15 protein-coding genes are annotated in these 13993 nt (G+C 60.6%); 8 read left to right on the forward strand and 7 right to left on the reverse strand.

The genetic code is table 11. The features are described from left to right. Window positions 1-84 precede the first annotated feature (84 nt). From F7R06_RS12650 to hglS, 3 genes are all read left to right on the forward strand, one after another. The gene (locus F7R06_RS12650) at window positions 85-1539 is read left to right on the forward strand and encodes a flavin-containing monooxygenase (RefSeq protein WP_090319348.1); all 1455 of its coding nucleotides are present in this window, start codon (window positions 85-87) and stop codon (window positions 1537-1539) included. Between the two features lie 22 nt (window positions 1540-1561). After that, window positions 1562-2518, forward strand: coding sequence for an alpha/beta fold hydrolase (locus tag F7R06_RS12655; protein WP_090319346.1), 957 nt, complete (start codon window positions 1562-1564; stop codon window positions 2516-2518). 104 nt (window positions 2519-2622) lie between these two features. Continuing rightward, a complete protein-coding gene (gene hglS / locus F7R06_RS12660; protein ID WP_090319343.1) occupies window positions 2623-4005 on the forward strand; it encodes a 2-oxoadipate dioxygenase/decarboxylase HglS in 1383 nt (460 codons plus the stop codon). Window positions 4006-4093: 88 nt separating this feature from the next. On the opposite strand, the gene F7R06_RS12665 is transcribed toward hglS, so the two are convergent. Next, window positions 4094-4771 (reverse strand): type 1 glutamine amidotransferase domain-containing protein, encoded by a 678-nt coding sequence (locus tag F7R06_RS12665; RefSeq protein WP_090319340.1) that lies wholly within the window; start codon window positions 4769-4771, stop codon window positions 4094-4096. A gap of 178 nt (window positions 4772-4949) precedes the next feature. On the opposite strand from F7R06_RS12665, the gene F7R06_RS12670 reads away from it, so the two are divergent. Then, window positions 4950-5171: a hypothetical protein gene (locus F7R06_RS12670; protein ID WP_139204770.1), complete on the forward strand. Its 222-nt coding sequence runs from the start codon at window positions 4950-4952 to the stop codon at window positions 5169-5171. Between the two features lie 273 nt (window positions 5172-5444). On the opposite strand, the gene F7R06_RS12675 is transcribed toward F7R06_RS12670, so the two are convergent. From F7R06_RS12675 to F7R06_RS12695, 5 genes are all read right to left on the reverse strand, one after another. After that, complete coding sequence (locus F7R06_RS12675; protein WP_090319337.1) at window positions 5445-6038, reverse strand: hypothetical protein; 594 nt, start codon at window positions 6036-6038, stop codon at window positions 5445-5447. Window positions 6039-6227: 189 nt separating this feature from the next. Then, the gene (locus F7R06_RS12680) at window positions 6228-6470 is read right to left on the reverse strand and encodes a hypothetical protein (RefSeq protein ID WP_090319334.1); all 243 of its coding nucleotides are present in this window, start codon (window positions 6468-6470) and stop codon (window positions 6228-6230) included. A 62-nt stretch (window positions 6471-6532) separates the two neighbouring features. Further along, on the reverse strand, window positions 6533-7606 hold the full coding sequence (locus F7R06_RS12685; protein WP_090319330.1) for a lipocalin-like domain-containing protein: 1074 nt from the start codon (window positions 7604-7606) through the stop codon (window positions 6533-6535). Further along, entirely contained in the window at window positions 7596-10067 is a 2472-nt protein-coding gene (locus tag F7R06_RS12690) for an ABC transporter permease (RefSeq protein ID WP_090319327.1), read from the reverse strand. Before F7R06_RS12690 ends, F7R06_RS12685 begins: the two co-directional genes overlap by 11 nt. Window position 10068: 1 nt before the next feature. Further along, on the reverse strand, window positions 10069-10737 hold the full coding sequence (locus tag F7R06_RS12695) for an ABC transporter ATP-binding protein (RefSeq protein ID WP_090319324.1): 669 nt from the start codon (window positions 10735-10737) through the stop codon (window positions 10069-10071). A gap of 327 nt (window positions 10738-11064) precedes the next feature. On the opposite strand from F7R06_RS12695, the gene F7R06_RS12700 reads away from it, so the two are divergent. From F7R06_RS12700 to F7R06_RS12710, 3 genes are all read left to right on the forward strand, one after another. Next, window positions 11065-11856, forward strand: a complete 792-nt coding sequence (locus F7R06_RS12700; protein ID WP_090319318.1) for a ChbG/HpnK family deacetylase — start codon at window positions 11065-11067, stop codon at window positions 11854-11856. A gap of 123 nt (window positions 11857-11979) precedes the next feature. Next, window positions 11980-12273, forward strand: a complete 294-nt coding sequence (locus tag F7R06_RS12705; RefSeq protein ID WP_090319315.1) for a type II toxin-antitoxin system RelE/ParE family toxin — start codon at window positions 11980-11982, stop codon at window positions 12271-12273. Between the two features lie 2 nt (window positions 12274-12275). Next, window positions 12276-12575: an addiction module antidote protein gene (locus F7R06_RS12710; RefSeq protein WP_090319312.1), complete on the forward strand. Its 300-nt coding sequence runs from the start codon at window positions 12276-12278 to the stop codon at window positions 12573-12575. A gap of 32 nt (window positions 12576-12607) precedes the next feature. Here F7R06_RS12710 and F7R06_RS12715 read toward each other — a convergent pair whose 3' ends face one another. After that, window positions 12608-13411, reverse strand: a complete 804-nt coding sequence (locus tag F7R06_RS12715; RefSeq protein ID WP_090319309.1) for a class I SAM-dependent methyltransferase — start codon at window positions 13409-13411, stop codon at window positions 12608-12610. 178 nt (window positions 13412-13589) lie between these two features. Here F7R06_RS12715 and F7R06_RS12720 point away from each other — a divergent pair, with 178 nt between their 5' ends. Further along, the gene (locus F7R06_RS12720; RefSeq protein ID WP_090327253.1) at window positions 13590-13973 is read left to right on the forward strand and encodes a hypothetical protein; all 384 of its coding nucleotides are present in this window, start codon (window positions 13590-13592) and stop codon (window positions 13971-13973) included. Window positions 13974-13993 lie beyond the last annotated feature (20 nt).

Genomic DNA, 13993 nt, shown 5'->3' on the forward strand with positions numbered 1-13993 from the left:
CCGTGGCATAGCCGCCAGGCGTACGCTCAATGTTTGGCTATACATGAAGACAGGCTTGACGCAAAAACGATAAAGAGGAGGCCCATGCAGACCTTTCAGGTGTTGATCATTGGTAGCGGCTTTGGCGGTCAATGTGCAGCGGTCAATTTGCTCAAGGCCGGCATCACCGACTTTCGCCTGCTCGAGCGACGGGACTTTTTCGGTGGCACCTGGTGCCAGAACACCTACCCGGGCGCCGCGGTCGACGTGCCCTCGCCGCTTTACTCGCTGTCCTTCGCGCCCTACCGCTGGACGCAGATGTTCGCCGAACAGGCCGAACTGCACCGTTACACCCGCTATGTCGTGGAGCACTTCGGCCTGCGCGACCGGGTTGAACTGCAGGCCAATGTCGAACGCGTCGAATGGGACGACGAAAACAAACGCTGGGCGGTCCACACGGCCGCCAAGGGCACCTTCTACGCGCAGTTCCTGATCAATGCCACCGGGCCGTTGAGCCAGCCTGTGGTGCCGCACTTCGAAGGCCAGGAACGCTTTCAGGGCAAGACTTTTCACACCAACAACTGGGATCACACCTACGACTACCGACAAAAACGCGTGGCCATTGTCGGCAGCGGCGCCAGTGCGGCCCAGGTGATTCCGGCAATGGCCCCGGATGTCGCGCACCTGCATGTATTCCAGCGGACGCCGCACTGGGTATTGCCCCGGGCTGACCGCTCGTTTGGCCGCTTCCAGCGCTGGTTGCTCGGGCTGAAACCGGCCTACAAACTGCTGCGCTGGCTGATTTACTGGCAATTCGAAACCCGGGTGATTGCCTTCAAATACTCCAAACCGGCGATACGCATGGTCCAGCACCAGGCCTTGCGCTTCATCAAGCGCCAAGTGCCGGACGCCGAACTTCGGCGAAAACTGACGCCGGACTACACCATCGGCTGCAAACGGGTGATCCTGTCGAGCACGCTGTACCCGGCACTGGGTCGCAGCAATGTGACGCTGCACAGCCGCGAACAAGGCATTGCCGCCCTCGACGAAACCGGCATCGTCATGCAGGACGGCCAGCACATCGACCTGGACCTCATTGTCTGGTCCACCGGCTACGACGCCACCGACGGGGTGATCTCCTACCCGGTCACCGGCAAACACGGCACTCGCCTGAAAGATGTCTGGGCCAGGTTCCCGCGCGCGTACCTCGGCACCAGCCTGCCGGACTTTCCCAACCTGTTTATCGTCACCGGCCCAAACACCGGCATCGGCCATACGTCGGCGCTGTTTATCATCGAATCGCAGATGAATTACATCCTCGACTGCATTCGTACCCTCAAATCACGAGGTTTGCGCAGCATCGAAGTTCGCCCCGAGGCAGAACGTACCTACACTGAAATGATCCATAGAGAAATGGAACGCACCGTGTGGAAGTCAGGAGGCTGCCACAGTTGGTATCAAAGCAAGAGCGGTCATGTGATTGCCATGTTTCCGGGGTTCAGTTTCAGCTTCCATCGCCTGACCCGAGCCCTGAAACCCGCCGATCACATTTTGTCCTGAACCGTTAGAAGGAAGACGCCTGATGCTTTTACTGGTTGTCGCTATCGCGGTCTTTGCCGCCTGGAGCTGGTTGAGCTACCCGGCCATCGGCTATTGGCTTTATGACTTGAGCGTGGCCACCGAGGCCAAGCTGTACAAGTTGCACAAGATCGTCGTGCCCATATCCGAAATGACCGTCTCGACCTGGCAAGGCGGCCCTTATGAGGCGTCCAGCAACGTCTTGATGCTGCACGGCTTCAGTGCCGACAAGAATCTCTGGCTGCGTTTTGCCCGGCATTTTGTCGGCAGCTACCGGGTGATCATTCCCGACATCGCCGGCCATGGCGAAACCGGCTTCAAGGAAGGCGGCGGCTATGACATCCCGCTGCAGGCCAAGCGCATGATCCAGCTGCTCGATGTCTGTGGGGTCGACAAGGTCCATGTGATCGGCAACTCGATGGGCGGCTACATTGCGGCATGGTTGGCGGCCACCTATCCGGACCGCATTGCCTCGGTCGCCCTGTTCGACCCGGCGGGCGTCACCGCCCCCGAACCCAGTGACCTGGAACGGCACTTGGCCAAGGGCCATAACCCGTTTCTGATCAACTCCCGGGAAGAATTCAAATACTTCTATGGCATGACCATGGCGGCTCCGCCCTGGGTGCCGCGCGTGGTGCTGGACGCCATGGCCCATCGCTATGAACAGGCACGTGACGAACTGGAGGAAATCTTCCGCGACTTTCGCGCCAGCCCACCGATGGAGCCCAAGCTTCCAGCCATTCAAGCACCCGCGCTGTTGCTGTGGGGACGCAAGGATCGCTTGATCGATGTCAGCAGCGTGGCCATCTGGAGCAAAGGCCTGGCCAATCTGCGGGTGGAAGTCTGGGAGGGCATCGGCCATATGCCCATGGTCGAAGCGCCCTCCGGTTCGGCGCGCCTGTATCGGGAGTTTTTGGCATCCCTGCGCTCGGAAAGCCCTCAGGATCAACGACTACACTGAGGATGCAGTCCTTTGCAGAATGAAGTTCGTCAGAAACTTCGTTTGTCGGCGACGCTGAAGGCTGCGATCTTTTGCTCAACGTCACCGCGCCAGGAATTGTGTTCATGAATCACCCGAACTTCGTCAGCCCCGACCTGATCCGCCAACGCTTCTCCAAAGCGATGTCCGACATGTACCGCGAAGAGGTGCCGCTGTACGGCGCGCTGATGGAACTGGTGGAGCAGACCAACCGTCATGTGCTGGACAGCGATCCGCAAGTGGCCCGGCAGTTGCAAAGCACCGGCGAAATCGAGCGCCTGGACCTGGAGCGCCACGGCGCGATCCGTGTCGGGACGGCGGCAGAACTGGCGACCCTCGCCCGTCTGTTCGCGGTCATGGGCATGCAACCGGTGGGTTATTACGACCTGACGCCGGCCGGGGTGCCGGTGCATTCCACCGCGTTTCGTGCCGTGCATGAAGAGGCACTGCAAGTCAGCCCGTTCCGGGTATTCACCTCGCTGTTGCGCCTGGAGTTGATCGAAGACCTTGAGCTGCGGGCATTCGCCCAATCGACGCTCGACAAACGCTCGATCTTCACCCCCACCGCCCTCGCCCTCATCGATCAAGCCGAAAGCCAGGGCGGCCTCACCGAACCGCAAGCCCGGGACTTCGTCGAACAAGCGCTGGAAACCTTCCGCTGGCACCACAGCGCCACGGTCACTGCCGAGCAGTACCGCCAGCTCAGCGCCCAGCATCGCCTGATTGCCGATGTGGTGGCCTTCAAGGGCCCGCACATCAATCACCTGACACCGCGCACCCTGGACATCGATATCGTCCAGGCGCAAATGCCGGCGCATGGCATCACCCCCAAAGCCGTGATCGAAGGCCCGCCCCGCCGCCAGTGCCCGATCCTGTTGCGCCAGACCAGTTTCAAGGCACTCGACGAGCCGATCGCATTCACCGATCAGGCCGAGGCCCGGGGCAGCCACAGCGCCCGTTTCGGTGAAATAGAACAACGCGGCGCGGCCCTCACGCCTAAAGGACGGGCGTTGTACGACCGCTTGCTCAATGCGGCGCGCGATGAGCTCAAGGATTTCCCCAACGAAGCCAACGCTGCTCGCTACAACGCGCTGATGGTGCAGCATTTCAGTGAGTTTCCCGACACGTACGAAGGCATGCGCCAACAGGACCTGGCGTACTTTCGCTATTTCGTGACGGAAAAAGGCCTGGCCGCGAAGGGGCTGAACACCTTGACGCTGGAAGATCTGGTCAGCGGTGGCTATCTGCAGGTTGAACCCTTGGTGTACGAAGATTTCCTGCCGGTCAGTGCGGCGGGGATATTTCAGTCAAACCTGGGTGATGCGGCGCAAACCCACTACGGGGTGCATTCCAACCAGCAAGCGTTCGAGCAGGCCCTGGGCCGTCCGACGATTGATGAGCTGGGGTTGTACGCCGAGACGCAGCGGCGCTCGATAGAGCAGTGTTTCGCCGTGTTGAGCACTCTCTAACACACGGGACTGTGGGAGCCTGGCTTGCCAGCGATAGCGATTTCGCCTGCGCCATCACTGGCAAGCCGTGCTCCGACAAAAGCAGTATCTACTTCAATTTTGCCAACAAGGCTTCGGCAGCCGCTTGCGAAGACGCCGGATTCTGCCCGGTCAGCAACAGACCATCGGTCAGCACATAGCTGGCCCAGTCAGGTCCCTTTGAATAAATCCCGCCCTTGGCCTTGAGTTCGTCCTCCACCAGAAACGGCACGACGTGGGTCAGTTGCACCGCTTCTTCTTCGCTGTTGGTAAACCCCGTCACCTTCTTGCCTTTGACCAGTGGCTGGCCATCGGCGCCTTTGGCATGGCGCAAGACACCCGGTGCATGACACACAGCCGCGACCGGTTTGCCTGCCTTGTAAAAGGCTTCGATCAACGCGATTGAATGCTTGTCTTCGGCCAGGTCCCACAACGGCCCATGGCCGCCGGGGTAGAAGATGGCGTCGTAATCGTCGGCCTTCACCGAGCTGAGGACGACTGTCGATGCCAACGCCGATTGTGCTGCGGCGTCCTTGCGAAAGCGCTCGGTGGCTTCGGTTTGCGCATCGGGCTCATCGCTCTTCGGGTCCAGCGGTGGCTGCCCGCCCTTGGGCGAGGCCAGGGTCAACTGAGCCCCCGCGTCCTTGAAGGCGAAATACGGGGCGGCGAATTCTTCCAGCCAGAACCCGGTTTTCTTGCCGGTGTTACCCAATTGATCGTGGGACGTTAAAACCATCAGGATTTTCATGTCGTCTTCACTCCATCTCGGGACTGCAGTGGTGGCTTTAGCCATGGTGCGCACAACGTGGCGCAGGGTCCTGCCGTATGACCTTCGCGCGGCACTGATCGTTCGACTTGCCGGCCCTCTAGCATAGTGCGCGACAAGCGAATTCGCCTGCCGATGGCCGAACTCAAAGTAAGGGACCGTGTTTATCGGTATCCGGCGTAAACGCCTGCACTTTGTACATTTTGCAGAGCTGCATTTCGGTGACCCCGACATGATGGGGGCTGACGGAATATCCGAACTTCAACTTTCGATGAGTGACGTTCATCCCTCATGGGAAAGTCTGCGCAGGCGACATCAATATCGATCCGCGCAGCTGATCGACTTGGATTCTTTTGAGGGGGTGAAAAACAGGCTGGAATGACTGGAGAAAGTTGTTCGCCCAGTGCAATGGCCTCGGCAATCCTTGCACTGGTAAAGAGCCTCGGCACTGGGCGAACGAGAAGCATTTTAATTGATGTCGTTGAGAAAAACCGCGTTTACAACATGAAATTTGCAGTTACACCTGTTACTGACATATCAACGGATAGTTGATTCGAACAAAAAAACCAAACTCACCAGTTCGTCCATTAACAACTGATTGTTCTTGTACAAACGCTTATACAAGAACAATCGCCCTGTAAAACCAACTATCCATCTATTTCAGAGTGGTCACTTTTAATAGATCGGTATAAGTCACCACCACACTCTGGCCTTTTTTCAGGTCCTTGAGCTTGGCCTGAACTTCAGGCCGTTGCACATCGACCGTTTTCGACTGGCCGGCCGGGTTTTTGAAGGTCACGCGATGGTGCTTGAGATCGATATCAGTGATCTGCAACTCCACCTTCACCTGCCGGTAGGCTTCGCCACCTGGCTTGGCCGAGCCCGGTGCATTGCGCGTCTCTCCGGTGTATTCGGTAGTGCCCGGCTGGCCTTTATCGACGCTGGTGTCCAGAGAGACCGCGACCGAGTGCAGAACATCAACCTTGACCTTGTCACCGGGCTTCAGCTTATCCAGATTCTTGGCCTTTTCAGTGAGTTGCAACGACACCTGATTGCCTTCAGGGCCTTCCAGCACCACCTGACGGTTAGGGACGTCGACCGACACGACTTTAGTGGTGACATGATCGGAAATCACGGATTCCGCCAACGGAATGTCCGCAGCGAAAGCGCAGAAGCTGGCCGTCGACAACACAGCCGCCAGGCTGATCGCCTGGGTCAATGTGGAGAGCTTGCGGGTGTGACGTTTCATAGCGGTACTTTCCCTGTGAAGAATGGCAGCGAAAGGCGCTCAACCTCGATCAAGCGCCGACCGTGCCGATGAGCATAGACGCTGATCAGGGAGTGCTCGCGGTTTCTTGCGACGTCGATTCGCTGCTGGCGCTTGCATTGCCGCGACCCTTGAGTCGGGCGGATCCGCAAGAGGCAGGGTTTCACGGGATCAGGCTTCGGGATCGTCGACTTCCCGGGCCACGTTCACGGCCGGGGAGTCCTTATGGGATTGCTCAGCCCTGGCCTTGAGGTCCTGCCATTGTTCCAGGTCAATGGCGCCCTGCCCCAACAGGTCGTCGGCCAGGCGCTGCAGTTCCATGTAGTGGGCGTCGGGGGATTGTTGCCAGTAGCCCTCGTCTTCGAACAGGCGCTGCCACGTTTCAAGGTCGGGCGGTGTCAGGTCTTCGCGCATGGCAGGCTCCTGTGAAAGGGCTTATTGACTTGGGAGGATAGCGCGCTGTCGAGAGTTCCCCCTCAATAGCCGGTCATTTCCAGATAGCCCTGCCCGCCATGGCTGCCGCTCAGGCGTACCGGCCCCTCCCAATACGGAATGCGCAAATCCATCCAGGCGCCGGGATTGAGTGCACTGATGACGATGTCGAGGTGCTTGCCGGGGATCTGGATCGACCAGCTGACCGGCATCTTGCGCCCGGCCACCCTGGTGGTGTCCTGGGGAGCAAGGCGGATGTCGTCGGCCTTCAACAACTGCGCCTGCCCCTGGGCGTCGATCCACGTACCGGTCAGGTAAGGGCCGCCGTCCTTTTGCCGCATGCGATAGAGCATCACCTGTTCGCCGCTGTCCAGGTGCAGGGAAAACCAGTCCCATCCCGTCTGGTTGGCGGTCAGGGGCTGGCTGCTCCATTCACGGTCCAGCCACGCGGGACCGCTGACCTGATGCGTCTCGCCGTCGATCTCCAGGGTGCCGCTGGCCTGGAAAAACGGTTGGCTGTAGTAGTACGACGCCTGGCCCTGTTCGGACTTCTGACTGAAACCCTGGTCGCCTTGAAGCACCAGGGGCCGATTGGAGGTCAGGTGCAATTGATAGCTGAACCCTTTGTCGCGGGCGCTGAGTTGCAGATCGGCCAGCGGGTCGGCCACCGTTGCCTGACTGCTGAAACGCCAGTCGTCGATCCACGCATCGAACGGTGTCAGGTTCACTCCGGCCTGGCCCACACCGCCACGGGCGTAACGCTCGGCGGCGTGATGCACCGCCGCCGAGGTCACCGCCGCGTGACCGAGCCACAAGGTCCGATTAGCCCAGCCAGCCTGCTCGGGCGTGGCTTGCAAGGCGCTGCGAAACAGCGTCCATTGCACGCCGAACTCACGGCCCTGCGCGTCCTTGAGGTTGGCGGTGACGTACCACCACTCGATGCGAAAGCCATCGTGCGAGCCATGATCCGCCGGAAAACTGAACACACGACCCGGCACCACCGGGGTGAATGCGGCCGCTTGGTTGCCGAGCCCGGCAAAGCCTTTGTCCACCGGTGCCGATTGATCGCAACCGGCGAGCAAGGTGGCAATTATCAATACACCCAGCCTAATCCTCATGGGCAAAGGTCCTCAGCAGGTCCGCCGGTTGCGTGCGATACAGCGAATACAGCGGCCATGCCGAGGCCAGCAAGGTCGCCAGCACCGCCAGCCCCATCAGTTGCAGCAATTGTAGCGGGAACACCCGCAATGGCAGGCGCCAACCGAAGGCCTGGACGTTGATCACCGTGTCCAGGCACCACGCCAGGGCAATGCCCAGCGGCAACGCCAGCACCAGCGTCAGCAACGCCAGCAACCAGGTTTGCCCGAGGTTGAGCAGCATCAGTTGCCGGCGCGTCACGCCCAGCGCCCACAGCGGCGCCAATTGTCCGAGGCGACTTTGGCTTTGGGTCAGCAGACTGATGAACAGCGCCACGCCCGCTACGCACAGGGTCAGGCTGTTGAGCGCGGCGGTGGCGGCGAAGGTGCGTTCGAACACTTGCGTGGACCAGCCCTTGAGCCGGGCCTGATCGACGATGCGGCTGTCATCCAGGGCGAAACGCGCTTGCAGCGCCGTGACGAACGGTGTGATCAATGTCGGCTCGATGCGCAGGTTGAAACGGTTCGGCGTCAATTGCGGCCAGCCGCGCAGCAAGTGATTGACGTTGACCAGCACATGCCCCTTCGGATTGCCATAGTCGGCGTAGATCCCGACGATACGCGGCGACCAGTCGCCATTGGGCGTGGGAATCGTCAAGTGATCGCCCAGATGCACTTTCAAGCGTCGGGCCAGTTGTTCGCTGAGCATCATCGCGTCGTCCCTGGCCAGGCGATCCCAGGGTTTGTCGCCCAAGGCTTCGAGCAGTGGCCAATGCTCGCGGTAAGTCGGGTGATCGATCACGCCAAAGACATCCACCGGCCAGCCTTGCAACTGGATTGCGACTTGCCAGTTCGGCAACACCGCCGTGAGCTGCGGCTGTTGCTTGAGCCAGGCGTGCAGTTCCCGGGCCTGGGCCGGGTTTTGCGGATTGAGGTACAGCTCGGCGGTCAGCCGTTGCTCGAGCCAGTCGCTGAAGGTCTGGCGAAAACCGGCGGTCATGCTGCCGGCACCGATGTTTGCCGCCAGCGCCAACAGCAACGCCATCAGCGCCAGACTCAGCGCGGGCAATTGCTGCCGGCAATCGGCCAGGAACCATTGGCCAAGCACGGATCGACTGCCTCTGAGCAAACCATTGAGCAAGGTATTGAGCAGCACCGGCAACGCCAGCGCGGCCCCCAGCAACAGCGTGGCCATGAGCACAAAACCGCTGGCCAGGCTGTCACCGCGCAGCAAGGCCAGCCATGCGATAGCCAAGGCCAGGGTCGCCACCCACCCCTGGCGCCGCAGCCAGCGCGCATGGGCCTGATGCCAGGCTTGCGGATCGGCCAGCGCCAGCAATGGCAAGCGCGCCGCCCGCCACAAACTGTTGGCTCCGGCAAGCAAGGCGCCCAGCAGGCTCAGACCGATCCCACTGAGCCACCACAGCGGACTGAGGCTCAGTTGCCCCGCCACTTCCGCGCCATACAACCCGCGCAGGCTGGCGGCGACGTCCGGGAGCAATACGCCGGCCAGCCAATAGCCGCTGACAACGCCGGCCACCCCGCCCATCAGCGCCAGCACACCTAGCTCGACAGCCAGGCAGGCATTCAGCATTCGCGCACTGACCCCGCAGGCACGCAGGGTTCTGAGCAAACCTCGACGCTGCTCCAGCGCCAGGCCTATGGCGGCATGCACAATGAACAGGCCGACCACGAATGACAAAAAACCCAAGGCGTCGAGGTTCAGGTGAAAGCTTTCGGTCAGGCGCGCCAGATTGTTTTCTTCGCCCGCGGTCTTGAGCTGAAGTTGCCCCTTGAGCGCATCCGGTAGCGTCGCGGTGAAGCCCTTGGGCAGCAGCAGACGCGACAACTGATCGGGCAATCCGAGAATCGCCTGGGCAAAACCGATGTCCACCAGCAACACCCCAGGGGCCATGTCGCTTTGCGCGTGCAATGGCGGTAGCACCTGACCATTTGCCGCGAGGGGGCGCGCCCCTTCGCTCAATCCCAGGGACTGCAAAGTCTGCGGCGAAATCCAGGTGCTGCCGGGCGCCGTGAAAAACCCGACCACCTGCTCGATGGCCAGGGCCTGTCCGGCCACCGCCGCACCGGCCGGCAGTGACACCGGCTCGATGCCCATCAGTTGCAAACGTTGGTCCTCATGACCCTGAAGCATCAGCCGGCCCTGCAATACCGGCGACACGGGCCAACCCGCGCGGCGCAGGTCGACAAACAGCTGCTGTGAGAAGGTCCCGCCCCCCGGCGCACTGAGACTGGCCTGAGGTTCGCCGCCGATCAACTGGCTGGCGCGGGCGTAGCTGTCCCGCGCCTGGCTGTTGAGCGCCTGCACGCCTGTCAGCAGACTGGTGGCCAGCCACAACCCGGTCAGCACACTGAAAAACTGCACCGGATGCAGCCGCCAATGGCTGAGCAACGCGCGCAGGGTCTCGCCAAAAATGCGCATCTCAGCGCTCGCCCACACCGGCCAGACGTCCGCCGTGCAGCACCACTTTGTCGGCCAGCCGCGCCGCAACGTGGGGGCTGTGGGTGACCATCAGCAGGGTCGTCGGACTGTCATCGAGCAGTTCCAGCAACAGCTTGAGCACTTCATCGCTGGTGGCTTCATCGAGGCTGCCGGTGGGTTCGTCGGCCAACAGCAACGGCGGCCGCGACGCCAGGGCACGCCCCAACGCCACCCGCTGCTGCTGCCCTCCGGACAACTGCTCCGGATAGCGCCGCAGCAACTCACTCAACCCCAGGCGCTGCACCAGATGCGCCTGCCAACGCCGATCATGCCGCCCCGCCAGCCGCGCCTGGAACGCCAGGTTGTCCTCCACGCGCAAGCTGCCGATCAGGTTGAACTGCTGAAACACCAAACCGATCTCGGTGCGCCGCCAGCTCGCCAGTTGGCTTTCGTTCATCTGTTCCAGGCGATGCTCGCCCTGGCGGATGCTGCCGCGATCCACCTTGTCCAGACCGGCGATCAAATGCAGCAAGGTGCTCTTGCCACTGCCCGACTCGCCCATCAACGCCAGGCTGCTGCCGGGTTTCAAGGTCAGGTCGACCCCTTGCAACACCGGCAATGGCCCTTGGGGCGTGGCGTAGCTTTTGAAGACACCGCGGACTTCAAGCATGGAAGAACCTGTTGGAGGAGCGTGGGCCAAGAATAGCGGGACTCAATGTTTTTTGTCGGTTACCGAATGGCCTTCGAGCCGTGTTCAAAAGACGGTAGCGCCTGCCACGAATTCAAAGACTCACGACCGTTTATCGATTTGCCCAAAGCCTTCCCGGCCCTTCCTGCCTGTTGCAGATCCAGCAGCGGCAAGCGCTTGATGGCAATTGGCCGCAAAAGCGGGAGATGTTGATCTGACATTTGGCTGTCATGGATGCGGGAGTCTGGTCTATACCCCTTGGATTGATTTCTGAGCCCTTGCATCCACCTAACCCCATGGAGGACGAACATGCCTCGCCAAGTCATCGTCAATGCTGACGATTTCGGCCTCAGTGCCTGCGACAACGCGGTGATCCTGGGCGCCTTCCAGGCCGGGGTCATCAGTTCCGCCACCGCCATGGCCAATATGCCGGCCTTCGAAGCGGCGTGTTCACTGGCCCGGCATCCGTTGCTGGAAGGACGCGTGGGCCTGCACTTCAACCTCACCTCCGGCCGCCCGTTGAGCCGGCGCATTCTGACGCGCCGGACCTTCTGCGACAGCGCCGGCCTGTTCGACCTCAACCTGTCCCGCGCCCGCCTGTGGCTCGGCCATCAGGATCGCCGCGCCGTACACGAAGAACTCGAAGCGCAATGGCAACGCTGCCTGGACCACGGGGTCAGGCCCAGCCATCTGGACTCCCATCAGAACGTGCACACCATCTGGCCGATCGGCGAAATCGTCGCGCGTTTCGCCGCCGACCAAGGCGTTCCCCTGCGCCTGGCGCGTAACCTGGGACACACGCAAAGCCTGCCCAAACGCATGTTCAAGCACTTGCTCAATCACCGCTTGAGCCGCCTGGCCGGCGCCACCGCCGACTACGTGGGCACCCCGCAGGACCTGCGCAACGCCCCACCACCGGACGACGGTCTACTGGAAATCGTCGCCCACCCCAGTCAACTGGGTGCCGACTTTGGCGATGCTTGTCTGGAGCAGGGCGAGTCGTTGAGTGAACTGCTGGAGCAGCACCTGCCAGGGGTGCCGAGGGTGGCCTATGGCGTGGCTGGCATTGCCATGGAAGACCATGCGGAGTCAGTAGAGTAAGCCTTCACATCTTTGGCATCAGATGTCCGGAGCTACATCGCCCTACACACTCTTGGGAAAAAACACGAATACGCAAGGAAATTTCTGACTGCTCAACCGTATCCACTTGGATACAGTCGGGTAATGAATTATCTTGTTCAGCAAACCAGCCTATTTGTTCAATGGCACGCTTCGGTTCGCGATTTGCGAGCCAGGATTGCCATAGCTCGTCGCATTGAGCGCGCTTGTGCGGGCAACCTTGGCGATATCAAGCCAGTAGGTGATGGCGTTTCCGAAATGCGCGTGGACATAGGCGCGGGATATCGAATTTATTTCACGATGCGAAACGGTGTCGTCATCGTCCTGCTGGCCGGTGGCGATAAATCCTCACAAAGCACTGATATCAAACGTGCAAAAAAATTGGCAAAGGAGGTTTAACCTTGAGCCAGACTTTGACTACTTTCGACATGGCAACACTGCTCGACAGTGAAGAAGCTATCAGCGAGTACCTCTCCCAAGTACTGGCAGACGGTGACAACGAGGAGTTTCTTCGCGCCGTCGGCTACGTGATAAAAGCCCGTGGGATGACCCAGATCGCCAAGGATTCAGGAATGGGTCGCGAAAGCCTGTACAAGGCCTTCGCCCCAGGAGCGAAACCGCGATTCGACACGGTATTGAAAGTCATTCATGCCCTTGGCATCGATCTTTGCGCACAACCTGGCCATGTGATCAATCACTAAGATTTCTGATTGGATGCCCCTGGCCTTTTCGCCTACTTCACCGCCACCAAGGTAAAACACAACGGCAACTGCGCCGCTTGCTTCTGATAGCGATCATAGAGTTCCTCGCGGTTGGAATGCGGGTACTCCTTGAAGTGGCTGATCTGCAACCCGGCCGAGAGGGCCCCGGTGAAGATGGCGCCCAGGGTATGGACGAACCAGTAGGAAGCAGCCGCCGCTTGCTCGACTTTGCCTTCGTAGACGATCGGTTGGTTCTGGACAAAAGGCTCGGCGCGAAAGTACGAGCTGGCCAGTCCGAAAGGCTCGGCGGCCTCGGGGTCGAACATTTCCAGGAACGGGTGGGTTTCGTACACCACCAGCGCGCCGCCCGGCTTCAGGGTTTGTGCCACGTGGCGGAAGAACTCGCCGATGTCCGGCATCCAGTTCAATACGCCGATGGTGATCAGCGCCAGGTCGAAGCGACCCTGCAACTGAAGCGGCAAGTGGTGAATGTCCGCCTCGACGAATTCCGGATCACGGGGTGAGCGAGAGGCCAGTTCCCGCGCCTGATCGACAAACGCCGCCGACTGATCGACGCCGACCACATGCCTGGCCCCCAGGGCATACAGCGACAGGCTTTCGCGACCATTGTTGCAGCCCAGTTGCACCACCTCCTTGCCGTCGACCCCGACCTGCGTCAGCAACCCGGTCAGGGTGTCGTCCAGGCAAGAGAAATCGCTGCGAGTCACCGCGCTTAACAGCACCTGCCATTCGGCGCTGTCCTTGTGGTGGCGGGCGGAGTCATTCCAGGCATCGCGGTTGCTGGCGATGGCTTTATCTTTTGTCGGCATTTCCATTGCACGCTCCAGAATCGGGTCTTGATTGACCGCGCCGATTCTAGTTCATGCCTGGCAATCACCCCATCCGGAGGTTGTAGTGATCTTGTAAGCCAGGCCACACCGACGCCTGGCCACGGGAACGCTATAGTTAATGGCCTTGGGGAAATGCGCGAAAACCGATTTCGCAGGTGTTGCCATGAACAAAACCGAACAGACACTGTTGCTTGCCCTGTGCCTGACTGCCGCCACGGGTGTACAGGCGGACGACAGCCTGATGCAAACCGATCAGTCGAACACTGAGTTCCATTATTACGGGTCAGACCAACCCTTCGCCCATCCCTCGCCGCCTTCCATCAACACCGTGCCGCCAGGCTCATACATCCCGACGGCGCCCGCCGAATTCATCCCGATTTCAAGCGAGCATGTGTTCTCCGACTCCCGCCTGCCGACGGTAGCGGACACCACCGTTCGCGTGTTCATCCGCTCCTACGACCCGGAGCGCGGTGTCTACGTGAACCAGGAAGTCCTCGATCCCTCGTGCATGCAGTCCTGTCGCAGCGCACCGGACCCGGCCCTGTAACGGGCCGCTCCCGCTTGAAG

The sequence above is a fragment of the Pseudomonas moorei genome, from assembly GCF_008801475.1.
GTDB lineage: Bacteria > Pseudomonadota > Gammaproteobacteria > Pseudomonadales > Pseudomonadaceae > Aquipseudomonas > Aquipseudomonas moorei.